This window comes from Oricola thermophila, from assembly GCF_013358405.1.
In the GTDB taxonomy this organism is placed as follows: Bacteria; Pseudomonadota; Alphaproteobacteria; order Rhizobiales; family Rhizobiaceae; genus Oricola; species Oricola thermophila.
In genome coordinates, this window is the sequence record NZ_CP054836.1 from 2,937,944 (window position 1) to 2,961,253 (window position 23,310).

A 23,310-nucleotide genomic window follows, 5' to 3' on the forward strand; every position below is an offset into this window, starting at 1 on the left:
CGTCGGCGCTTCAAGAACGAGAAGCGTACAACCGGGCCAATTCAACCGGCGGCACGAGCCGCCGAAGCGAGATTTCGAGGGAATTACATGTGTGGCATTGCGGGATTCGTAACCGGCGCATTCGACGCCCGGCAGGCCGACACCGGCTGGCTCGCCGCGCTGTCCGCCGAAATCTCGGCGGCACCGCCCGGCCTTGCTGCCGTTGAGACCCTGCAAGCGGCGGTCGGCACGCTGGAAGAGCGATTCGCCGACCTCATGAGCTTCGACACCGGGCTTGCCGTCGCCTTCGACGGCGAGTTCCGCCGGAAGGCCGTCGCGCTCGCCGACGCGTTCAAGGCCCAGGTCGAGGCGCTCACCGAACTTTCGAGAAGCGGCCGGACGGACCTCGATCCGCTGATCGAGAGCCTGCGCGACTACGAATGGCAGATCCGCGAGGAACTGGTGGCGCAGACGGGAGAGGCCGTCGCGCTGATGCCCGCCGACATGAAGTCGCTCGACGGCAACGCCGCGAAGGTGGCGCTGGCGACCGAACATGTCCTGCGGGCGAATGACCGCCTCGAGGTGCGCGGTCGCGACTCCGCCGGCATCGCGATCCAGATCCAGGTGCCGCAAACGGCCATTGCGGCTCTCTCAGCCGAACTGAAGGCCGAATACGAGAAGCGGAGCGCCGCTCTGCACGCGGACCACCTGGCCGTCTATTTCCACGAAAACGGCGGCGCCACGGCCACGCTGACATTCGTCTTCAAGACCGCGAACCTGGTCGGACGCCTCGGCGACAACGGCGCCGCGCTGCGCGAAACGATCAGGAACGACCACCTGCTTTGGACGCTGGCGGGCGAGGCGCGGCGGGCGGGCGTGCTGTCGCACACGCGATGGGCGTCGCACGGCATCATCTCGGTGGCCAACTGCCACCCGCACAACCCGTCCGTGAAACAGGACGAGACCGGCAGCAGCGGCATCCCGCTCGGCGCGATGTACGCGCTCAACGGCGACGTCGACAATCACATGGAACTGCTCGCCGAACTGGTGACGAACCGGCAGATGGCCATCGATCCGGCCATAACCACCGACGCGAAGATCATCCCGATCGCGCATCGCAGCGCGGGCGCCGAGGGCGGCGACCTGCTGGACCGGTTCCGCACCGCGATCCGCCGCCTCGACGGCTCGATCGCCGTCGGCTGCATCGATCCCGGCCGGCCCGGCGAGGCGTTCCTGGCGCAGAAGGGATCGGGCCAGGGGCTCCACGCGGCGCGGCTGGCCGACGGCTGGATGTTCGCATCCGAGGTCTACGGCCTGTGCAACGTGGCGCGCGCATCCTACAACCTCGCCCGCTCGGTCGCCGGCGGCTCGGTCATCCAGCTCGACGGCGACAGCGACACGCCGGTCATGCGCGGCGTTTCCGACGGCACTCCGGCAACGGTGAACGCCGAGCCGATCCAGATATTCGCACGCGACATCTATCGCGGCCATTTCGACTTCTATCTCGAGAAGGAAATCCACGACGGGCCGGAAAGCGTCGCCAAGACGCTGCGCGGGCGCTACCGCCGCGACGGCGGGCTGGTCGCCTTCGACAACCTGCCGACGGACATCTGGGCGCAGATGCGCAAGGCCGTCGCCAAGGGCATCGCCCGCGTCTACGTGATCGGCCAGGGAACGGCCGGCGTCGCTGCCGTCGGCATCGCCCACCTGATCGAGCGCGCACTCGGCCAGGACACGCGGCTGGACATCGCCGTGACCGCAAGGCGTTCCTCGGAGATGTCGGCGGAGATCGACGCCTACGACTTCCGCAACGCGCTGGTGATCGCGGTGTCGCAGTCCGGCACGACGACGGACACCAACCGCGCGGTCGATCTCGCGCGCGAACGCGGGGCAACCATCCATGCCATCGTCAACCGGCGCAATTCCGACCTGGTGCGCAAGGCCGATTCCGTGCTGTTCACCTCCGACGGGCGAGACGTGGAAATGTCCGTCGCCTCGACCAAGGCATTCTACTCCCAGCTGACCGCCGGCAAGCTGACCGCGCTTTTCCTGGCCGACGCGCTCAACACGATGACCGATGTCGAGATCGCCTACGAGATGGGCGAACTGGAGCGGCTGCCCAGCCTGATCGCGCAGGTGCTGGAAAATGAAGACCACATCGCCGAATGCGCGCGCTCCTTCGCGCCGCAGGCGCGCTACTGGGCGGTCACCGGCTCCGGCGTCAACCATGTCGCCGCGCTGGAAATCCGCATCAAGCTCTCCGAGCTCTGCTACAAGTCCATTCCCGTCGACTACACGGAAGACAAGAAGCACATCGACCTCTCGACCGAACCGCTGACGCTGGTCATCGCCAACGACCTGCCGGGCGATCTCGTCGGCGACGTGGTCAAGGAAGTGGCGATCTTCAAGGCGCATAACGGCCGCCCGATCGTGTTCGCGACCGAGGGCGACGACGCCGCGGCGTTCGCCGAATACGCGGAACGGGTGATCGCGCTGCCAAAGATCGGCGGCGACCTCGCCTTCGTGCTGGCCACGGTCGCGGGGCACATGTTCGGTTTCCATGCCGCGCGCGCCATCGACCGCGCGGCGCAACTGCTCAAGCCGATCCTCACGGATCTGGGCCATGTCGCCATGGGCGACCGGGCCGCCGACCGGACCGCCGTGCTCGAAAGGCTCGACGCCTTCATCGACGAGGGTGCCGCGGGCGCCTTCAACTCCGGCCTCGGCGCCAACGACCTGGCCATGCTCGCCAAGCTCGGCCGCGAACTCGGCCGGGCCGCCGATGCCGACGCGGCACGCGCCGTGGCGGAAGCCGCGATCGGGCGGGTGCGCCACACATTCGAGGAAACATCGCGCCCGATCGACACGATCCGGCACCAGGCCAAGACGGTCACCGTCGGCACCAGCCGGCCGGAGGACGCGCTTTCGCCGGCAATCCGCGACGCGCTGGCCGAACTCGGCGTCGCCGACTCGCGCCTTTCCTTCGACAATCGCAAGGTGCTCGCCGCCGTTTCGCGGCTCATCGACACCATCGAGTGGACCGCGCAGATGTCGGTGGAACAGGCCAAGGACGGGCCACAGGTGCGGCTCGAAGGCAGCGCGCCCTCGCCCGCGATGGAACCCTATTCGGAACCGGCGAAACCGCTCGGCGTGCTGGGTTCCGCGCTCGACGACAACACCGTGCATGCCGGCTACCTGGGCGATGCGGCAGTCATCGCCGTGCCGGTCAACAATGCCGCCTACTCGGAAGTGGATTCGCTGATCTGCTTCGCGGTCAGGCTGCAGGCCCACGCCTCGCGCGAGCAGAAGGCGGCCGCCATGACGGCGCTTGGCACCTACAAGCCGGCACTGCGCGAATGGGAACAGGTGTTCGGCGAGGATGCCGCGTCGGCGCTGGCGCGCCAGATCGCGCGCGAAACGCCCGAGAACATCGTGTTCCGGCCCAAGGTCCTCGACCCGGCACTAAGCCGGGACGAACGGCAGAGCGCGTAGCCGGACCCGGCCGGACCGCGCGGAAAGGCGCCCGGCTAGCGGGAACCCGCATACTCCGCCAGCGCGCAGAAGACGTGGTAGAAGCTCGATGACGGCATGTCGGGGGCGATCACCTGGCCCTCGTCGTCGATGGCATCGTACCAGCCGCCCGGCACCGGGCCGTTGAGATAGTGCGAGAACAGCACGTCAAACATGCGCCGGCGCAACGCCGCGGCGGGGCCGAGGCCCCGCTTCTCGAAGGCGAGGGAAACCTTGAGCGCCTCAGTCTGCGGCCAGAGCCGGGCATGCGGCTCCACGGCCGACCCGTCCGGCTGCATGCCGTCGGCGGCGGCGCCCGTCGCCGGATGATGGCCGAAGGTGGCGGCGGTGGCAAAGAGCTGGCGCGCCTTGGCGCCGACATCCGGCGTATCGCGATGATCGAGATAGCGCGTGATCAGCCAGGCCCATTCGTAGTGGTGGCCCGGCTCGATGCGGGTCTCCTCGGCCGAGTTGCGGCTGCGCGACCAGTCGGCATGGAAATATTCCGACAGCGTGCCCGTCGCCTCGTCGAAGAAGTGGCGGTCGAACAGCATGACCATCGCCTGCGCGCGGTCGAGATACTTCTCCTCGCCGGTCGCCTCGTACCAGGCCATCATGGCCTCGAGGAAATGCATGTGCGGATTGGCGCGGCGCGGAAGCTTGCGGCCGTCGGTCTCGTAGAACCCGCCATGGGCGTGGTCGGCGAGATTCCGGTCCATGTAGTCGAGCGTCCAGTCGGCCCATTCGCGCGCCTCGGCCCGGCCGGTCGCCCGGTAGAGCCATGCCAGCCCGAACAGGACGAAGCAGTGGTCATAGGTATCGCGGGTCTCGTCCTGGACGCTGCCGTCGGGATTGAACAGGTGGATCCAGCCGCCATCGGGATGCCAGCCGGTGCGGGTCAGCGTTTCGAAGCAGTGGTCCAGGATGCCGTCGGCATCGCCCTCCCAGCCCATGAGCTTCGCGTGGGAGAAGCAGTAGATCTGCCGCGCCAGCACGCGCAGGCGCTTGTAGGGCAGCGGCGCCGGCGTGCCGTCGAAATTCAGCGCCTCGTGCACGCCGCCATGGACCCGGTCCACCCCCTTCTCGGCCCAGAACGGCAGGGCCGTCTCGAACAGCCAGGACCGAACGGTGGAGGGGTGGCTGTCGTCGCCGCGAGCCTTGAAGGCCAGGGTGACGTCCTTGACCAGGTGGGTGCGGTCGCGCGCGGTGACCAGAATCTTGTTGTCCTCGGCCACGACGACCAGATCGCGCACGCCGGCAATGGCCACCGTGGCGCCACGCGCGCGCACCAGGTTGCCGTCTGCATCGACGGTGATGACGTCGCCGGACACGGCATTGGCGCGATCGTCCTTCGGCGCGGCCTCGTAGAGCTGCGCCCAGGAACCGAGATCGTCCCAGTCGAAGCGCGCGGGCACGACGCCGATATTGCCGGCCTCCTCCATGATTGCGTAGTCGATCGACAGTTTCGGCGAGGCGGCGAAGCTCTCCGGGTCGAGCACCAGCTTGCGGCCGTCGCGCGCGCCCTCGCGAACGGCCTTGCGCGCGCACTCCCAGATTCGCGGCTGAAGGCGGGCATACTCGGCGGCGAGGCGGCCGGCCCGGAACAGGAATATGCCGGCATTCCAGAAGAAGCTGCCGCTGCGCAGGTAGTGCTCCGCCGTCTCAAGGTCCGGCTTCTCGCGGAAACGGATGACGCGGAAGCCATCGCCCAGCGGCTCGCCCTTCTCGATATAGCCGTACTGCGTCTCGGCGCGGGACGGCGGAATGCCGATGGTCATGATCGCATCGGTCTCCCGCGCCACGCGGGCGGCGGCCGCGACCGTGTCCTGGAAACCGGCGATGTCGTCGATGCGGGCATCCGACGGCAGGACGATGACCAGCTCGTCGGGATTCGTCTCCGCGACGGTGGCGATGGCGGCGGCGATGGCGGCCGCGGTATCGCGGATGCAGGGCTCGAGAACCAGAACCTGCGGCAGGACGGGCGCGCGCGCGACCTCCTTCTCGAGCGCCTCGCCGAGCGCCGCCGAGCCGATGACATGCACCGGCCGGAACGATATGCCCGGCACCACGGGAACCATGCGCTCGATGGTGTTGACCAGCAGGCTGCGATCGTTGACGAGGGCGTGGAACTGCTTCGGCTTGTCCTCGCGGGACATCGGCCACAGGCGCGATCCCGCCCCGCCGCACAGGATCACCGGGGTCACGGTCACATCATTCTTGTTCGCCATCGTCTTCCGATCGCCAGATTTCGCAGGCGCCCCCAGGGAACCCAATACACGTTTCAGGGCCGGCTGCCCGGTCTCGGCGCGCACGAGGCCCGCGCAAGAAGAAACGGCCCGTCTCCCGGTTGAGGAGACAGGCCGTCCCTGATTTGTCAAGTGCCGCCGCGCGGCGGCGTATCGGTCAGGCGCCCTTGACGGTCGTGCCGATCGCGTTGAACTTGGCGTTCAGCTCGGTACCGACCGTAGTCGCGCCGGCGATGATGGCAACGGCGATGAGGGCGGCGATCAGGCCATACTCGATGGCGGTCGCACCGGACTCGTCTTTCATGAAACGTGCAAACATGGTGAGCTCCTTTTCTCGTTCACAGCACTTCCGTCGGCGCTCTTCGCGGCGTCGATCGGATGAGGCCAACCTACAGCGCGCCGATTTCCACCTGCTTAAGGAACAGGGTTTCCAAAGGCTTAAGGCGAAGGAACGGCAATCTTGGTGAACAATCGGTGCACGCGATGGCGACCATCCGACCGGCCCGCGCCGGACGCGCCGGCGCGGCGACGAGGCCGGGAGCGGGCATGATCGGCGGAGGCGCTTATGGTTAAATCTTCGTTCATCATTCCGGGCCATATTGCGACCGTACAGACGACAAGGAGTGCCGGTATGTTCAAGGGGTCGAGATACCTTCTTAGCGCCGCGGCGGCGGCGGGCGTGCTCGCTCATTCGCCGATCGCCGTTGCAGCGGAAAATTTCGCGGAGATGAATGCCGTTCCCGAACCCGCCATCCGGGTCGTCCTCAATCACGCACGGATCGTCAAGCTGTCCGAGCCCGCCGCAACCGTGATCATAGGCAATCCGGAAATCGCCGATGCGACGGTGCGCGACTCGCGCACGCTCGTGCTTACCGGAAGGGGCTTCGGCCAGACCAATCTCGTGATCCTCGACCAGGGCGGAAACCCGATCCTGGACGAACGGATCGCCGTCTCGCGCGAAAACGGATCGGCCCTGCGCATCTATCGACGCGCGGAGATCGAAACCCTGTCCTGCGAGCCCTATTGCGAACGGGCCTACCTGACGGAAGCCGAACTCCAGTCGATCAGGGCGATCGCGGAAGCCAACAACGTCGACGACGACGATTGATCTCCCGCCATGGCGGGACCAATCGGCACCATTGCCAAATCGTAAAAGCGAAAGCTCGCGAAATCGCGGGCAGGAAAACCTTTTCTAAATCCTTTTCACCTATGTTGCCCCCGGTTTCGACCTGCGGGGGTATACATGGCGACACGTGCTGACACATACGGCCGACGCATCCTCGGCAAACTTCGCGGCTTCCGTGGCGACAGTCGCGGCGCGACCGCAATCGAATTCGCCATGCTGGCACTTCCATTCGCATTGCTGTCCTTCGCGATCCTGGAGACGACGGTCTCCTTCACCGCGCAACAGGTGATGAACCACGCAGCCGACCGCATCGGACGGCAGATCCGTACCGGACAGATCACGCTGGACAACACGACGGCGGCGCAGTTCCGCGCAAGGATCTGCAACGAAATCTCCATCATCGTCGGCGACGGGTGCCCGGAGCTGGTGTACGACCTGAACCACTACAACAAGTTCTCGGACGTTCCGAAGACGATCCCGATCGGAGCCGACGGCGACATCGATTCCACGGGTTTTACCTTCAATCCGGGCGACGAGGGAACAATCAACTCGTTGCGCATCTTCTATCGATGGCCTGTCATGACCGACGTGATGCGGTCGTTCATGGAAAACCTGCCCAATGGCAAAACCCTGCTGTTCGCGACGGTCACCTGGCAGAACGAGCCGTTCTGACGATGCGACCCGGCTGGAAAACGAGGACATGACCATGAAAGCGTTTCCGACCAGAGTCCTGCGCAAGGCGGCCGTCATGCACCGTTTCCTGCGCGACCGGCGCGGCATCGCGGCCGTCGAGTTCGCGCTGATCGTCCCGCTCATGCTGGTGATGTATCTCGGCACGCTCGAAATATCCGGCGCAGTGTCGATCAACCGGAAGGTCAGCCGCGTCGCCTCCACGGTCGCCGACCTGGTAACGCAGCAGGACGGCGTGACCAAGGCCGAACTCGACGACATCATGGAGATCGGCGAGGCGGTGCTGTTCCCCTACACGATAAAGAAGCCGGACATCTGGATCACCGCAATCAACGTCGATTCGAGCTATCCCAAGGGCGGGAAGGTCGCGTGGTCGCGCCGCTACAACGAGGGCACGTTCCAGAGCGGCGTGCCGGAGGGTGACGACACCTGGGTTCCACCGGATCTGCGCATCGACGGGACATTCCTTGTCAAGGTCGAAGCGGAACTCGACTATGTCCCGCTCGCAGCATGGCTCATCGGCAACTCGATCGGCACCACCAAGGACGGTGTCGGCATGATCGAGATGAGCGAACGCTACTACCTGCGGCCGCGCCTCGGCGAGGACATTCCCTGCCCGGACTGCTAGGTTCCGCGCTTCACTCGCCGGAGGCGGAAATCGCAGCAACCAGCGCGAGCGCAGAGCGATACTCGTCGGCGGTCACGATCTCGAACCCACCGCCGAGTTCCGGAGAAATTCCATCGAGAACATCGGGATGACCGAGAGCGAGGCCGGCAAGAGCGCGCCGGAGCGCTGCTTTCGCCTCGTGCGGCAGGTTTCGGCGAACCGCATGGGGACCGAAACGCACGGCCTGCGACCGCCACATGACGGCAAAACGATCCGGGGCCAGTTCTTCCAGATAGGCGCGGGGACCGCCCGCGAAAACGGCCGCCGAACCGGGCCGCACAAATTCCCATACAAAAGCCGCGGCAACCTCTCCATCGGCCAGCATGCGCAATGCCTCCTGCGTGGTTTCGACGCGCCGCAAATCGAGCCCGGATTGCGCGAGCGGACGCCCCTGCCAGCGAAAGCCCGCCGCGGGAAGCATATCCCCGCCAAGCGAATCCCGCGGGCCGATCGCGACCGGCAGGCCAGCAAGGTCGCCGATGTGCGCGACTTTCGCGCCGTCGGCGACCAGCACCGAGCGCACGGCGCTCGCCCCCTCCCTGTTGACCGGGGCCGCAAGCGGTTCGACGCATTCGCACAACTCGGAAGCCGTGGCATAGGCCAGCGCGGAAAACACCGCATATTCCACGCGTGACGTGGCGACGGCATCGATCAGCGCGGAACCGTCGCGTGCCGGAAATATCTCAACCGGCATGGCAAGGACTTCCGAGACCAGCGCACGAAATCCTTCCAGCCTTTCCCGTGCAAACGTCCCGTCCGACGGCAGGACAATGCCTATCCGGAACGTGCCCATCCCATCGCGCCAGTCGGCCCGCGCCGGGATGGCGGCAAGCAGGGCCACGGCCAGGAAAATCGCCGCTTCGAGAAGAAGCGTCAGCTTGTTTCGGCGTCTCGGCAATGCCATCTTTAGTCATCCACCTCCATCCTGCCGATACGCAAAGGTATCGCAGAGGCAACAAACATAACAACGGACCATGCAATGAAACGCGTTTTCCTCTTCGTCCTCGATTCCGTCGGCATAGGCGGGGCCAAGGATGCCGAAGCCTTCGGCGACGCGGGTTCGAACACGGTCGGCCACATCCTGGAACGCGCCAACGCCGGACAGGCCGACGAGGCGGGACTACGCGACGGCCCCCTCGAGCTTCCGAATCTCGCATCGCTCGGTCTCTTTCACGCACTCGAGGCGGCATCGGGGCATCCCCTCGCCGCGCAGATGAAGCCGGCCGAGGTTACCGGATTCTGGGGCGCATGCGACGAGGTTTCACACGGCAAGGACACACCGTCCGGGCACTGGGAAATCGCCGGCGTGCCGGTACGCTTCGACTGGGGATATTTCCCGGACGAGATCCCCTGCTTCCCGCAGGACCTGCTCGACAGGATCTACAAGGACGCGGGCATCGACGGCTCCCTCGGCAACAAGCATGCCTCGGGAACGGAGATCATCAGGGAACTCGGCGAGGAACACGTGAAGACCGGCCTGCCGATCTTCTATACATCCGCCGACTCCGTGTTCCAGATCGCCGCCCACGAGGAAAGCTTCGGGCTGCAGCGGCTCTACGACCTGTGCGAAGTGGTGCGCGGCCATGTCGATGCGCTGAACATTGGCCGCGTGATCGCCCGCCCCTTCATCGGCAGCTCGGCGGACGACTTCGCGCGTACCGGCAACCGGCGCGACTACTCAGTGCTGCCGCCCGAGCCGACCGTGCTGGACCGGCTGACCGGGGATGGCGGGCGTGTTCTCGCCGTCGGCAAGATCGCCGACATCTTCGCCCACCAGGGCATCACAAAGCTGCGCAAGGCGAACGGCAACGCGGCACTGTTCGAGGCGACCCTGGCGACGATGGACGAGGCGGGCGACCGCGACCTCGTCTTCACCAATTTCGTCGATTTCGACATGCTGTACGGCCATCGCCGCAACGTGCCCGGATACGCAGCGGCGCTGGAGGAATTCGACAGGCTGCTGCCGGAAGCAATGGCAAGGTTGCGGCCGGGAGACCTCATGATCATCACCGCCGACCACGGCTGCGATCCCACATGGCCCGGAACGGACCATACCCGCGAGCGCATCCCCGTCATCGGCACCGGCCCGGGGCTGCGTGCGACCGGCATCGGCGTGCGACCGACCTATGCCGACATAGGCGAAACCATTGCCGAACACCTGGGACTGAAGCCCGGGCGGCACGGCACATCCTTCCTGGCAGATATCGCCGCGAATGCCTGAACTGCCCGAAGTCGAAACCGTCCGCCGCGGCCTGCAACCGGCCATGGAAAACGCGCGAATCGACTCGGTCGAAACCCGGCGACCGGACCTGCGGTTTCCGCTTCCGGAAGGCATGGAAGGCGCGCTGGCAGGCCGGCGGATCGAGGCGCTGGGGCGGCGGGCGAAATACCTTCTTGTCGAGCTGGACAACGGACAGGTCCTCGGCTGCCATCTCGGCATGTCCGGGTCGTTCCGCGTCGAGGACCCGGAGGCGTCGGAGACGCCGGGCGCATTCCGGCACGCCCGCTCGAAGGACAGCGCGCACGACCATGTCGTGTTCCACCTCATGTCGGCGGACGGAACGGCGCGGCGCGTGATCTACAACGATCCACGGCGTTTCGGCTTCATGTTCCTGACCAGCCGCGAGAGCCTCGACGGCAATCCCTTCCTGAGGAAGCTCGGCCTCGAGCCGACCGGCAACGCGCTCGACGGCAAGGCGCTGGCCGCCACACTCGCGGGGCGCAGAACGACGCTGAAGGCCGCCCTGCTGGACCAGAAAACGGTTGCCGGGCTCGGCAACATCTATGTCTGCGAGGCGCTGTGGCGAGCGGGACTGTCGCCGAAACGCACGGCCGCCACGCTGGCGCGCAAGGACGGCATGCCGACAGATCGCTGCGTCCGGCTGGCCGATGCCGTCCGGGACGTCATCGCCGACGCGATCGCGGCGGGCGGATCGTCGCTCAGGGACCACATACGGACCGACGGGACGCTGGGATATTTCCAGCACTCCTTCTCGGTCTACGACCGCGAGGGGCAGCCGTGCCCGCGCGACGGCTGCGACGGCACGATCCGGCGCATCGTGCAGTCCGGACGCTCGACTTTCCACTGTCCGACATGTCAGAAATAGCCGCCCAACAGGCAATGGCGAGCGGAGTTGACCAATGGCCTACGAAACCATCCTGAGCGAGAAGCGCGGCGAGGTCGGGCTTATCACCCTGAACCGGCCGGACGCGATGAACGCGCTCAACTCCCGGCTCCTGTCGGAGCTGCTCGACGCGGTCGGCAAGATGGATGCCGACGCGCGCATCGGCGCCGTGGTGATCACCGGTTCGCAAAAGGCGTTCGCCGCAGGCGTCGATATCAAGGAAATGCAGGACTATGAATTCGCCGACATATGCATGAACGATTTCGTTGCGGGCTGGGACCGGTTCGCGGCGACGCGAAAACCGGTGATCGCCGCAGTCTCCGGCTATGCGCTCGGCGGCGGATGCGAGCTGGCAATGATGTGCGACTTCATCATAGCGGGCGAAAGCGCGAAGTTCGGCCAGCCCGAGATCACGCTCGGCGTCATGCCCGGCATGGGGGGCACGCAACGCCTCGCCCGCGCGATCGGAAAGGCCAAGACGATGGAGATGTGCCTGACCGGCAGGCTGATGGATGCCGCGGAGGCGGAAAGCTCGGGCCTGGTGGCGCGCGTCGTCCCGGACCACGAGGTCGTGGAAGAGGCCATGCGTGCCGCGGAAAAGATCGCCGGCCTCTCGCGCCCGGCCGTGCTGATGACCAAGGAAACCGTCAACCGCGCCTTCGAGACAACGCTCGCGGAAGGCCTGCGCTTCGAGCGGCGCGCCTTCCAGTCCATGTTCGCGCTGGAAGACCAGAAGGAAGGCATGGCCGCGTTCGTCGAGAAGCGGTCTCCGAGCTTCAAGAACCGCTAGCCAAAACCTCGGGGCGCGACGGCGGCAACCGTTGACGCAAAGGCCAATTGGGCGTATAGACCGCCCACCTTGGCGGCCAACCGGTCGCCATTATGATTTTGTCTGCCCGCATCGGCTGAGGATGCCGGACCGGGCTCCGAAAATGAAAGAGGACCACCATGGCCAACACAACCTCGGCCAAGAAAATGACGCGCAAGATCGCGCGCCGCACGGCGATCAACACCAATCGCCGCTCCCGCGTGCGCACCTTCATCCGCAAGGTCGAGGAAGCGATCGCTTCCGGCGACATCAAGGCCGCCTCGGAAGCACTGAAGGCTGCGCAGCCGGAAATCATGCGCGCCGCCACCAAAGGCGTCCTGCACAAGAACACGGCATCGCGAAAGGTGTCGCGCCTGGCCTCGCGCGTGAAGGCCCTGGCCAGCTAGATTTCACGTAGTCGGCTAATGAATTTCGAAGCCCGGCAGTGCCGGGCTTTTTTGCTGCCCGGACGCAGGGCCGCGGAGCGCTTGTGGACAGGTCCGGATTTGCGTTTTGGCGCAACGCCTTACCCTGCGAATTGAAGGCGGCGCCGAGCTCGAACATCGACACAAATTTGCAAAGAAACTATCAAGCCTTAGAAATTCTCGTTGCATATCAGCAACTTGCGGACATTTTCGCCTCATGCATACCAGCGTCCCATTTCGGGATTGCAAAAAGTTACAAAAACCCTAACCGAGAAATTTTTTTCGTCCGGAGGGTCATTTTTTTCCGAAAAGAGAATCTGTGGAGTCTCAAATATTTAGGTTTTCACAGCCCCCCCGATGCGCATTTTGAATCGATTTGCAAGCCCATTGATTCCCTAAAATTGAGAGTCGAACGGCTTGCGTTTCCCGGTTCGGATTTTGTATCTTCCCCCCATCAGACAAGACGCTTGAACAACCCGACAGCGCGCTTCCGAAAGGGGCGATCCAGAACCCCGGCGCGGCGCGATGGCGCGCAAGCTTTGTCTAACGGCAGGCATTTCGCCTGCCACTTCAAAACAGGCCAACAACCGCAACGGGGAACGACGGTTTCGCGACCGCCGAACGGGTGACTATTGGGAGGGCAAAAGGCGCATACATTCTCATACAGCACAATTCGAAGCGGCAGAACCGCGGGGGCAGCGGAGCAGCCGGCCAATGAATTTTTCAACTGACAGGGCGACAGAGAGAAGGTCGATGAGGTATTATAGCGAGGGCATGGGCGGTCAACTCGAGGGGAAGGCCGGCATCCCTGCAATCATTGCGGGGCACAGCGCGAAACCGTCGGCCGCCAACGCCAACAAGGGGGACGGTGTGAGCGACGGATCATCGGGCGGGCCGGAACATCCGAAAATGGACGACAATGTGGGTACACCAGCCTACGAGGCAGCATTCGAACGCATCAGGACGCGCCTGCGCGCGAAACTCGGCGCCGATGTATACAACAGCTGGTTCGGACGACTGAAACTCGAGTCCGCGACACGCAGCGTGGCGCGCATGTCGGTGCCGACGGCGTTCCTGCGTTCCTGGATCAACAGCCACTACATCAACGACCTGATGACGCTCTGGTCCGAGGAGATCCCGGACATCATGCAGGTCGAGATCGTTGTCCGCAGCGCCACCAAGGCGCCGGCGCAGATGCGCGCCGACGACGCCAAGGGCGCGGCGCCGCGAAAGACATCCATGCAGCCGGTGGCGCGCGCGGTCTTCGCCCAGGACCGGAACAAGCCCGCCCGCGGCAACGCCCTCGCCGAGAACAATGCCGGCGGCAAGCTGATCGGCTCGCCGATCGATTCCCACTACACCTTCGACAACTTCATCGAGGGCAAGTCCAACCGGGTCAGCCTGGCCGCAGCCCGGGCCGCAGCCGACCAGGGCGCCAACGCGGCGCGCTTCAACCCGCTGTTCATCTATGCCTCGGTCGGCCTCGGCAAGACGCACCTGCTGCAGGCCATCGCCAACGGCGTCCTTTCCGCCGAGCCGAAGAAGCGGGTGGTCTACCTGACCGCGGAATACTTCATGTGGCGCTTCGCCAGCGCGATCCGCGACAACAACGCGCTGACACTGAAGGAAACTCTGCATGACATCGACCTGCTGATCATCGACGACATGCAGTTCCTGCAGGGCAAGAAGATCCAGTCGGAGTTCTGCCACCTGATCAACACGCTGCTCGACAGCGCGCGCCAGGTGGTGGTGGCCGCCGACCGCCCGCCGCACGAGCTGGAATCGCTCGATCCGCGCGTGCGCTCGCGGCTGCAGGGCGGCGTTGCGCTGGAAATCGGCGCGCCCGACTACGAGATGCGGCTGGCGATGCTGCAGCAGCGGCTGGAAAACGCCAAGAAGGAAGACCTGACGCTCGACATCTCCACGGAAGTGCTCGAGCACGTGGCCAAGAACGTCACCTCGAGCTTCCGCGAGCTGGAAGGCGCGTTCAACCAGCTGGTGTTCCGCCATTCCTTCGAGCCGGACCTGTCGATCGAGCGCGTGGACGACATTCTCGGCCACCTGGTGCGCGTGGACGACAACCGCAAGATCCGCATCGAGGACATCCAGCGCGCCGTGTCGCGGCACTACAACGTGTCGCGCACCGACATGCTGTCCAACCGGCGCACGCGCCAGATCGTCAAGCCGCGCCAGATCGCCATGTACCTGGCGAAGATACTGACGCCGCGCTCGCTGCCCGAGATCGGACGGCGGTTCGGCGGACGCGACCACACGACGGTGCTCCACGCCGTGCGCAAGGTGGAAGGCATGATCGCCGAGGACGCGAAGCTCGCCAAGGAGCTGGAGCTCCTGAAACGGCTGATCGAGGAGTAATCCTCCCGAACCCCGGCCGGCCGGCACGGCAATCCGGCCGGGGCTCCCTTTTCCCCAGTCTTTGGCCTCCGCGTTCCGCGCAAGTCCGTCCGGGCGCTTGCTTTTCCGACCGCAAGCCGCCACATTCGCGGTCCGTACCGGCGGGGAGCGAACGCGGCCGAATTTGCACGAATTCGCATGCCGCGGGCTGGCCCGCTCCGCGCCGGCTCGTCACAGATTCACACAATCGGACAGCGAACCATGCGTGTCACCCTCGAACGAGCCAACCTGCTGAAGTCCCTGAACCACGTTCACCGGGTCGTCGAACGCCGCAACACCATTCCGATCCTCTCCAACGTCCTGCTGAAGGCCGAGGGATCGGCGCTCGACATGAAGGCGACGGACCTCGACCTAGAGATCACGGAGGCAGCTCCCGCCGTCGTCGAACAGGCCGGCGCGACGACGGTCGCGGCCCATCTGCTCTACGACATCGTGCGCAAGCTGCCCGAGGGCACGGAAGTCATGCTGTCGACGGATGCCGACGGAAACTCCATGACGGTGGTTTCCGGGCGCTCCAACTTCAAGCTGCAATGCCTGCCGCAATCGGACTTCCCCGAGCTGACCGCCGGCGAGTTCAGCCATACCTTCCGCCTCGACTCAGCGGTGCTGAAGGAACTGATCGACCGGACCCAGTTCGCGATCTCCACGGAGGAGACGCGCTACTACCTGAACGGCATCTACATGCACACGGCGGAAGGCGACAACGACATCGTCCTGCGCGCCGTCGCGACCGACGGCCACCGGCTGGCCCGCTGCGAAACGCCGGCGCCGAACGGCTCCGAGCAGATGCCCGGCATCATCATCCCGCGCAAGACGGTCGGCGAACTGCAGAAGCTGGTCGACGACCCGGACGTGGCGGTGACCGTGGAACTGTCGGATTCCAAGATCCGGTTCACCATCGGGGCCATCGTGCTCACCTCAAAGCTGATCGACGGCACCTTCCCGGACTACCAGCGCGTGATCCCGACGGGCAACGACAAGGACATGATGGTCGATCGCCAGAGCTTCGCCGCCGCCGTCGACCGCGTCTCGACGGTGTCCAGCGAGCGCGGCCGGGCGGTGAAGCTGTCTCTCGCCGACGGACAGATGACGCTGACCGTCAACAACCCGGATTCCGGCTCGGCGACGGAAGAGCTTGCGGTCGACTATTCAGCCGACCCGATGGAGATCGGATTCAACGCACGCTACCTGCTCGACATCACGAACCAGATCACCGGCACGGACGTGAAGTTCACGCTGGCCGATGCGGGATCGCCCACCCTGATCATCGACTCGGCCGACGAGAAATCGCTCTACGTGCTGATGCCGATGCGCGTCTAGGACGCGCATTCGCGCGCGCGGGAACATGACGCCGGAAAGCTTTCTCTCCTCGCTGAAGCTGACGGCATTCCGCAACTATGCCAGCCTGTCCGTTGCGTTCGAGCCCGGCCACGTGGTGCTGAGCGGCCCCAACGGCGCGGGCAAGACCAACCTGCTGGAGGCCGTCTCCTTCCTGTCGCCGGGGCGCGGGCTGCGCCGCGCGCAGCTGGCAGACGTGGCGAAAGCGGGCACGCAGAGCGGCTTCGCCGTTCACGCGACACTGGAGCGCGGCGGCGAGAGCTATGAAATCGGCACCGGAACGGCCTACGGCGATGCCGGCCAGCGCCGCCTGCGGATCAACGGCACAAACGCGAAAAGCGCCGACGAGCTGCTGGACCTCGCCCGCATCATCTGGCTGACACCGGCGATGGACGGGCTGTTCACCGGACCGGCCTCGGACCGGCGGCGCTTCCTCGACCGCATGGTCCTGGCGATCGACCCGGCTCACGGACGCCGCGCCGCCGACTACGAGAAGGCGATGCGGCAAAGAAACCGGCTTCTGGAGGAGCCGCCTGGCAGCCAGACCGACGCCTGGCTTGCGGCCACGGAAGCGCAGGTCGCCGCGCTCGGCTCGGCGATCATCGCGGCACGCCAGGAACTGGCCGGACTGCTGTCGGCCATCATCGCCGAACGGCGCGAAAGCGGCGACCCGTTTCCCACCGCGGTCCTTGCGATCGAGGGCGAACTGGAAACGGCGGCTCGCGAAGGCGCCGCGGCCGGCGAGATCGAGGAGCGGCTGATTGCCGACTATCGCGAGGGACGGTACCGCGACCGCGCGGCGGGACGCACGCTAACCGGACCGCATCGCGCCGAATTCGCGATAAGGCACGCGCAGAAGGACATGCCGGCCGCGCAATGTTCCACCGGCGAACAGAAGGCGCTGCTTGTCGGGCTCGTTCTGGCACATGCGGCACTGACACGCACCGTTTCCGGCATGGCCCCGATCATGCTACTCGACGAGATCGCGGCACATCTCGACCCGGCACGCCGCGCCGCGCTGTTCGACCGGATCGACGCTGTCGGCGGGCAGGCCTTCATGACCGGCACCGACCGGTCGCTGTTCGAGGCGCTGGGCGAGCGGGCGCAATACCTGCGGGTCGAGAACGGCGCACTGGCGCGCGAGGACTAGGACTGGACCGAAGATGAGCGACGGCAAGCCGCTGAACCCGGACGAGATCGAGCGCTACGCGCGCCATATCATCCTGCACGAGATCGGCGGGGCAGGACAGCAGAAGCTGAAGGCGGCACGCGTGCTGGTGATCGGTGCCGGGGGCCTCGGCAGCCCGGTCCTGCTTTACCTCGCCGCCGCGGGCGTCGGCACGCTCGGCATCGTCGACGACGATGCCGTGAGCCTGTCCAACCTGCAACGCCAGATCCTCCATGCAACCGGGGACATCGGCCGTCCGAAGACAGAGAGTGCGGCGCACAGCCTGATCGAAATGAACCCGAATGTCGCGATCGAGGAGCACAATGTGCGGCTCACGCGGGAAAATGCCGAGGCCATCCTCTCCGGCCACGACGTCGTTGTCGACGGCTCGGACAATTTCGAGACGCGCTACCTCGTCGCCGATACCGCGGAAGCGCTCGGCATCCCGCTGGTCGCGGGCGCTCTCGGTCGGTTCGACGGCAGCCTGACGGTGCTGGTGCCGCACCAGTCTGACGCGCAGGGAAATCCCAATCCGCGCTACCGCGACCTGTTTCCCGAACCGCCGCCCGAGGGCACCGTGCCTACATGCGCGGAAGCCGGCATCCTCGGCGCGGTCGCCGGCGTCATCGGCACGCTGCAGGCCGTGGAGGTGCTCAAGCTGATCACCGGCATCGGCGAACCGCTTGTCGGCAGGCTGCTGCTCTACGACGCACTGTCGGTACGCTTCCAGACCATGAAATACGGACGGCGCGGCGAGCCCCGCAGGTAGGCGCGTCCCGCCATGCCATGCTGCGACCTGCCCTTCAGCAGGTCAGACCATGGACGGAAGGACGCGGTCGGGCGGCCGGTCGCCATCGGCCATCATGCGGATGTTGATGATGACCTTCTCGCCCATCTCGATGCGGCCCTCGATCGTCGCCGAGCTCATGTGGGGAGACAGCACCACCTTGCCCTTGCGTGCCAGTTCGCGCAGGCGCGGATTGACCGAGGGCTCATCCTCGAAGACATCGAGGCCGGCGCCGGCAATACGCCCCTCCTCGATCAACCTGATCAGCGCCTGCTCGTCGATCACGTCGCCGCGCGAGGTGTTGACGATATACGCGGTCGGCTGCAGCAGCTCGAGGCGGCGCGCCGACAGAAGGTGGAAGGTCGCAGGCGTCGACGGACAGTTGACCGACACGATGTCCATGTGAGCGAGCATCTGATCGAGGCTCTCCCACCAGGTTGCATCGAGTTCCTGCTCGATCGATTCGGCCATGCGGTGGCGGTTGTGATAGTTGATCGAAAGGCCGAAGGCGCGAGCCCGGCGCGCCACCGCCATGCCGATGCGGCCCAGCCCGATAATGCCGAGCCGCTTGCCGGAAATCCGGCGACCGAGCATCCAGGTCGGAGACCAACCCGCCCATTCGTCGTCGCCGGTAAGCACGGCGGCTCCTTCGGTCAGGCGACGCGGCACGGCAAGGATCAGCGCCATGGTCATGTCGGCGGTGTCCTCGTTCAGCACGTTCGGCGTGTTGGTGACCGTTATGCCATGGCCGTGGGCCGCCTTGACATCGATATTGTCGACGCCGTTTCCGAAATTGGCGATCAGCCTGAGCTGGGGCCCCGCCTTGCCTATGAGTTCCGCATCAATCCGGTCGGTGACAGTCGGAACCAGCACCTCCGCCGTCTGCATCGCCTCGGCGAGCTCGGCGTGCGACATCGGCCGGTCGGTCTCGTTCAACCGGACATCAAACAGCTCCGCCATCCGCGCCTCGACGGGGTCCGGCAGCTTGCGCGTGATAATGACCAGCGGTTTCTTGCTTAGGGGCATTCCTACTCCCAGTAACGCGTCCTGTGTCCTGCGCCGGTTCCGGCGTTGAGCGCTCGTTAACCAAGATGGGCCAGAATGGAGGATGGCCCGCCTGCGTTCTGTAGCAAGGCGGGTGAAACAAGACAAAGAGTTTTGCGCGCGCGAAGGGCCGTTCATGACGGGGCAGCCCATGCCGCGCCGGTTGTGTAGAAAAGGTCCAGGTCCACTATGTTTTCGCGTCGTACCGGTCTTTTGCTTTCCGCTTCCGCTTTTCTCGGCCTCACCGTCGCTGCCGCCGCGCAGACGACCGGCGCCATCAACAAGGGACCAAGCGGCCTGCCGCTTCCGCGTTTCGTCTCGCTGAAGGCGACGAAGGTGAATTTGCGTGTCGGCCCCGGCCAGGACTACGCGGTTGCCTATCGCTACGTGAAAAGCGGTCTCCCGCTGGAGGTCATCCAGGAATACGACAACTGGCGGCGCGTCCGCGATGCGGACGGCACGACCGGATGGATCCACGGCTCGCTGCTGTCCGGCGCGCGCACAGCAATCACCTCGCCATGGCGGAAGGGATCGGACACGGACGAAACGGTCGTTCTCTTCGACACGCCTTCCGCCCAGGCCGGCGTCATCGCCTATATCGAACCGGGCGTGATCGGCGAGATCGAATCCTGCGACGGCGCGTGGTGCGAGTTCGAGGTCACCTATGACGAGCGCACGCTGCGCGGCTACGTCAACCAGGCGGAACTCTGGGGGGCCTATCCCGACGAGGTGATCAAGTAGGGAAAAGCGGCGCGATCAGCGCTTGCGCCGGAGCCGGATCACCACATCGATATTGGCGACCTCCATGCCTTCCGGCGGCTCGGGCAGGTTCTCCACCCGGAGACCGGAAACCGGGACGTCGACCACCTCGCCCTCTTCCTCGATATAGAAATGATGATGGTCGGAGGTGTTGGTGTCGAAATAGGTGCGCGACCCCTCTACGGCGAGGATACGCAGCATGCCCGCATTGGTAAACTGGTGCAGGGTGTTGTAGACGGTGGCAAGCGACACCGGCACGCCGGATTCGATTGCCTCGAAGTGCAAGTCCTCCGCGGCGAGGTGGCGATCGCCCTTGGCAAACAGCAATTCCGCCAGCGCGACACGCTGACGCGTCGGCCGAAGCCCCGCATCCTGCAATCTACGCCTTATTTCCGCGCCCGACTGGCTCACTTTCCCGACAGACCCCTGCAAATCTCGCCTTAAGTCCGTGCAAAGATAAGATTTATCCTGTTCCTTGCCGCCGTCATCATATATTCGCTATGGCTGACGCAATCAATAGCGCAACCCGGCGCCGCCGGCGCGGCGACAGGAGACGACAAGAGGTTTTGCACCCCATGGCCGAACAGAAATCGAGCTACACGAAAGACGAACTCATGGCCTGCGCGAGGGGCGAAATGTTCGGTCCCGGGAACGCGCAGCTTCCGGCCCCGCCCATGCTCATGGTCGACCGCATCACGGAAATCAGCGAAACCGGCGGCGACAACGAAAAGGGGTTCATCCGTGCCGAGTTCGACATCAAGCCCGACCTGTGGTTCTTCCCCTGCCACTTCATCGGCGACCCGGTGATGCCCGGCTGCCTCGGCCTCGACGCGTTGTGGCAGCTCACCGGCTTCTTCCTCGGCTGGCTCGGCGAGAAGGGCAAGGGCCGCGCGATCTCGACCGGCGAGGTCAAGTTCACCGGGATGGTGACGCCGGAGACCAAGCTGGTCGAGTACGGCATCGATTTCAAGCGCGTCATGCGCGGTCGTCTCGTGCTCGGCATCGCGGACGGATGGGTCAAGGCCGACGGCGAAACAGTCTTTCATGCGAAAGACTTGCGCGTGGGCTTGTTTCAGGAAAAATCCGCCTGACATAAGAAGCGGGCGCACAACGTTCGCGCCCGAACCGGCAAGCCAGGGAGCCTCTCATGAAACGCGTCGTCGTCACCGGCATCGGCATCGTCTCGTCCATCGGGAACAACGCGCAGGAAGTTACCGCCTCACTGCGGGAAGCGAAGTCGGGCATCAGCTTTTCCGAAGACTTTGCCGAGCACGGTTTCCGCTGCCAGGTCTGGGGAGCGCCGACGCTCGACCCGGCGGAACTGGTTGACCGTCGCGCAATGCGCTTTCTCTCCAAGGGCGCGGCATGGAACCATGTCGCCATGGAACAGGCCATCGCCGACGCCGGCCTCGAGGAGAAGGAAGTCTCCAACGAGCGCACCGGCATCATCATGGGTTCCGGCGGACCTTCGACGCGGACAATCGTCGAGGCAGCCGACATCACCCGCGAAAAGGGCAGCCCCAAGCGCATCGGGCCGTTCGCGGTTCCGAAGGCGATGTCTTCGACCGCATCGGCGACGCTGGCAACCTGGTTCAAGATCCACGGGGTGAACTACTCGATCTCCTCTGCCTGCTCGACATCGGCACATTGCATCGGCAATGCCTGCGAGATGATCCAGTGGGGCAAGCAGGACGTGATGTTCGCCGGCGGCCACGAGGACCTCGACTGGACGATGTCGAACCTGTTCGACGCCATGGGAGCCATGAGCTCCAAGTTCAACGACACGCCGCAATCCGCCTCGCGCGCCTATGATGTCGACCGCGACGGTTTCGTCATCGCCGGCGGCGCGGGCGTGCTCGTGCTGGAGGAACTGGAGCACGCCAAGGCGCGCGGTGCGAAGATCTATTGCGAGGTCACCGGATACGGTGCCACTTCGGACGGATACGACATGGTGGCGCCGTCCGGCGAGGGCGCCGTGCGCTGCATGAACCAGGCACTCGCGACCGTCGACGGCGAGGTCGACTACATCAACACGCACGGCACCTCGACGCCGGTCGGCGATTCGCGCGAGATGGAAGCGATCCGCGAGGTCTTCGGCGAGAACGTGCCGCACATCGCCTCGACGAAATCCCTGACCGGCCACTCGCTCGGTGCCGCCGGCGCGCAGGAATCGATCTACTCGATCCTCATGATGCAGGAAGGCTTCATCGGCGAAAGCGCCCATATTTCCCAGCTCGATCCCGAGTTCGAGGGTATGCCGGTCGTTCGCCAGCGCATCGACAACGCGAAAATTGACACTGTGCTGTCGAACTCGTTCGGCTTTGGCGGAACGAACGCGACGCTCGTCTTCCAACGCTACAACGGCTGACCGTCCGACAATCCAGAAAGGAAACGGCATGAATGGGTTGATGGCTGGAAAACGCGGCTTGATCATGGGCGTGGCAAACGACCACTCCATCGCCTGGGGCATAGCCAAGGCGCTGGCTGCACAGGGAGCCGAGATCGCACTGACCTACCAGGGCGAGGCCTTCGGGCGCCGGGTGAAACCGCTGGCCGACTCGATCGGTTCGAAACTGCTGCTGCCCTGCGACGTGGAGGATGCCGAGACCATCGCCTCCGTGTTCGACACGCTGAAGTCGGAATGGGGCAGCCTGGACTTTCTCGTCCACGCCATCGGCTTTTCCGACCGGGCACAGCTCAAGGGCCGCTATCTCGACGTGACCACGCGGGACAATTTCACGCGCACCATGGTCATTTCGGCCTATTCCTTCACCGAGGTCGCGCAACATGCCGCACCGCTTCTGAACAAGGGCGGATCCCTGCTGACGCTCACCTATGGCGGGTCGATGCGGGTAATGCCCAACTACAACGTGATGGGCGTCGCCAAGGCTGCACTGGAAGCGATGGTGCGCTACCTCGCGGCGGACTTCGGCGAGGATGGCGTGCGCGTCAACGCGATCTCGGCCGGCCCGGTGCGCACGCTCGCGGGCGCCGGCATCGGCGACGCGCGCCAGATGTTCTCCTACCAGCAGCGGAATTCTCCGTTGCAGCGTACCGTCAACATAGATGAAATCGGGCAATCCGCGCTTTATCTTCTGTCCGACATGTCTTCCGGCGTGACGGGCGAAATCCATTACGTGGATTCGGGTTACAACATCATGTCGATGCCGCGGATGAACGAACTTCGGAAACTCGACCCGAAGTAATGCGCACATCGCAAAATCTT

Annotated in this window: 21 protein-coding genes; 16 read left to right on the plus strand and 5 right to left on the minus strand. The window is 65.1% G+C overall.

Going from position 1 to position 23,310, the window contains the following annotated elements; genetic code table 11:
* The first annotated feature begins 87 nt into the window (after window positions 1-87).
* Entirely contained in the window at window positions 88-3,471 is a 3,384-nt protein-coding gene (locus HTY61_RS14125; RefSeq protein WP_175277401.1) for an SIS domain-containing protein, read from the plus strand.
* A 35-nt stretch (window positions 3,472-3,506) separates the two neighbouring features.
* Here the strand turns inward: HTY61_RS14125 and HTY61_RS14130 are convergent, their stop codons facing one another.
* Window positions 3,507-5,717: an AGE family epimerase/isomerase gene (locus tag HTY61_RS14130; RefSeq protein ID WP_175277402.1), complete on the minus strand. Its 2,211-nt coding sequence runs from the start codon at window positions 5,715-5,717 to the stop codon at window positions 3,507-3,509.
* 175 nt (window positions 5,718-5,892) lie between these two features.
* Window positions 5,893-6,054: a Flp family type IVb pilin gene (locus tag HTY61_RS14135; RefSeq protein ID WP_175277403.1), complete on the minus strand. Its 162-nt coding sequence runs from the start codon at window positions 6,052-6,054 to the stop codon at window positions 5,893-5,895.
* A 312-nt stretch (window positions 6,055-6,366) separates the two neighbouring features.
* Here HTY61_RS14135 and HTY61_RS14140 point away from each other — a divergent pair, with 312 nt between their 5' ends.
* The 3 genes from HTY61_RS14140 (at window position 6,367) to HTY61_RS14150 (ending at window position 8,179) form a co-directional block, all read left to right on the plus strand.
* Window positions 6,367-6,843, plus strand: coding sequence for a pilus assembly protein N-terminal domain-containing protein (locus HTY61_RS14140; protein WP_175278564.1), 477 nt, complete (start codon window positions 6,367-6,369; stop codon window positions 6,841-6,843).
* Window positions 6,844-6,978: 135 nt separating this feature from the next.
* Window positions 6,979-7,533, plus strand: coding sequence for a TadE/TadG family type IV pilus assembly protein (locus HTY61_RS14145; protein WP_175277404.1), 555 nt, complete (start codon window positions 6,979-6,981; stop codon window positions 7,531-7,533).
* A gap of 28 nt (window positions 7,534-7,561) precedes the next feature.
* Complete coding sequence (locus HTY61_RS14150) at window positions 7,562-8,179, plus strand: TadE/TadG family type IV pilus assembly protein (protein WP_175277405.1); 618 nt, start codon at window positions 7,562-7,564, stop codon at window positions 8,177-8,179.
* A 10-nt stretch (window positions 8,180-8,189) separates the two neighbouring features.
* On the opposite strand, the gene HTY61_RS14155 is transcribed toward HTY61_RS14150, so the two are convergent.
* Complete coding sequence (locus HTY61_RS14155; RefSeq protein ID WP_175277406.1) at window positions 8,190-9,122, minus strand: PhnD/SsuA/transferrin family substrate-binding protein; 933 nt, start codon at window positions 9,120-9,122, stop codon at window positions 8,190-8,192.
* A 75-nt stretch (window positions 9,123-9,197) separates the two neighbouring features.
* Here HTY61_RS14155 and HTY61_RS14160 point away from each other — a divergent pair, with 75 nt between their 5' ends.
* The 8 genes from HTY61_RS14160 (at window position 9,198) to HTY61_RS14195 (ending at window position 18,263) form a co-directional block, all read left to right on the plus strand.
* Window positions 9,198-10,439: a phosphopentomutase gene (locus HTY61_RS14160; RefSeq protein WP_175277407.1), complete on the plus strand. Its 1,242-nt coding sequence runs from the start codon at window positions 9,198-9,200 to the stop codon at window positions 10,437-10,439.
* Window positions 10,432-11,325 (plus strand): bifunctional DNA-formamidopyrimidine glycosylase/DNA-(apurinic or apyrimidinic site) lyase, encoded by an 894-nt coding sequence (gene mutM, locus HTY61_RS14165; protein ID WP_175277408.1) that lies wholly within the window; start codon window positions 10,432-10,434, stop codon window positions 11,323-11,325. Before HTY61_RS14160 ends, mutM begins: the two co-directional genes overlap by 8 nt.
* 34 nt (window positions 11,326-11,359) lie before the next feature.
* Window positions 11,360-12,133, plus strand: a complete 774-nt coding sequence (locus HTY61_RS14170; RefSeq protein WP_175277409.1) for an enoyl-CoA hydratase — start codon at window positions 11,360-11,362, stop codon at window positions 12,131-12,133.
* A gap of 158 nt (window positions 12,134-12,291) precedes the next feature.
* The gene (gene rpsT, locus HTY61_RS14175; RefSeq protein ID WP_175277410.1) at window positions 12,292-12,558 is read left to right on the plus strand and encodes a 30S ribosomal protein S20; all 267 of its coding nucleotides are present in this window, start codon (window positions 12,292-12,294) and stop codon (window positions 12,556-12,558) included.
* 771 nt (window positions 12,559-13,329) lie between these two features.
* A complete protein-coding gene (dnaA, locus tag HTY61_RS14180) occupies window positions 13,330-14,949 on the plus strand; it encodes a chromosomal replication initiator protein DnaA (RefSeq protein ID WP_428978266.1) in 1,620 nt (539 codons plus the stop codon).
* Between the two features lie 240 nt (window positions 14,950-15,189).
* Window positions 15,190-16,308, plus strand: a complete 1,119-nt coding sequence (gene dnaN / locus HTY61_RS14185; RefSeq protein ID WP_175277411.1) for a DNA polymerase III subunit beta — start codon at window positions 15,190-15,192, stop codon at window positions 16,306-16,308.
* Between the two features lie 25 nt (window positions 16,309-16,333).
* Complete coding sequence (gene recF / locus HTY61_RS14190; RefSeq protein WP_175277412.1) at window positions 16,334-17,476, plus strand: DNA replication/repair protein RecF; 1,143 nt, start codon at window positions 16,334-16,336, stop codon at window positions 17,474-17,476.
* A gap of 13 nt (window positions 17,477-17,489) precedes the next feature.
* On the plus strand, window positions 17,490-18,263 hold the full coding sequence (locus HTY61_RS14195; RefSeq protein WP_175277413.1) for a HesA/MoeB/ThiF family protein: 774 nt from the start codon (window positions 17,490-17,492) through the stop codon (window positions 18,261-18,263).
* A gap of 42 nt (window positions 18,264-18,305) precedes the next feature.
* Here HTY61_RS14195 and HTY61_RS14200 read toward each other — a convergent pair whose 3' ends face one another.
* Window positions 18,306-19,307 (minus strand): 2-hydroxyacid dehydrogenase, encoded by a 1,002-nt coding sequence (locus tag HTY61_RS14200; RefSeq protein WP_175277414.1) that lies wholly within the window; start codon window positions 19,305-19,307, stop codon window positions 18,306-18,308.
* 207 nt (window positions 19,308-19,514) lie between these two features.
* Between HTY61_RS14200 and HTY61_RS14205 the strand changes: the two genes are divergently transcribed.
* Window positions 19,515-20,066, plus strand: coding sequence for an SH3 domain-containing protein (locus tag HTY61_RS14205; protein ID WP_175277415.1), 552 nt, complete (start codon window positions 19,515-19,517; stop codon window positions 20,064-20,066).
* A gap of 15 nt (window positions 20,067-20,081) precedes the next feature.
* Here HTY61_RS14205 and irrA read toward each other — a convergent pair whose 3' ends face one another.
* A complete protein-coding gene (gene irrA, locus HTY61_RS14210) occupies window positions 20,082-20,495 on the minus strand; it encodes an iron response transcriptional regulator IrrA (protein ID WP_175277416.1) in 414 nt (137 codons plus the stop codon).
* Between the two features lie 164 nt (window positions 20,496-20,659).
* On the opposite strand from irrA, the gene fabA reads away from it, so the two are divergent.
* The 3 genes from fabA to fabI are packed head-to-tail and all read left to right on the plus strand — an operon-like array spanning window position 20,660 to window position 23,290.
* Window positions 20,660-21,175, plus strand: a complete 516-nt coding sequence (gene fabA, locus HTY61_RS14215; protein ID WP_175277417.1) for a 3-hydroxyacyl-[acyl-carrier-protein] dehydratase FabA — start codon at window positions 20,660-20,662, stop codon at window positions 21,173-21,175.
* Between the two features lie 56 nt (window positions 21,176-21,231).
* On the plus strand, window positions 21,232-22,452 hold the full coding sequence (gene fabB, locus HTY61_RS14220) for a beta-ketoacyl-ACP synthase I (RefSeq protein ID WP_175277418.1): 1,221 nt from the start codon (window positions 21,232-21,234) through the stop codon (window positions 22,450-22,452).
* Between the two features lie 28 nt (window positions 22,453-22,480).
* Window positions 22,481-23,290 (plus strand): enoyl-ACP reductase FabI, encoded by an 810-nt coding sequence (gene fabI, locus HTY61_RS14225; RefSeq protein ID WP_175277419.1) that lies wholly within the window; start codon window positions 22,481-22,483, stop codon window positions 23,288-23,290.
* The last annotated feature ends 20 nt before the right edge of the window (window positions 23,291-23,310 follow it).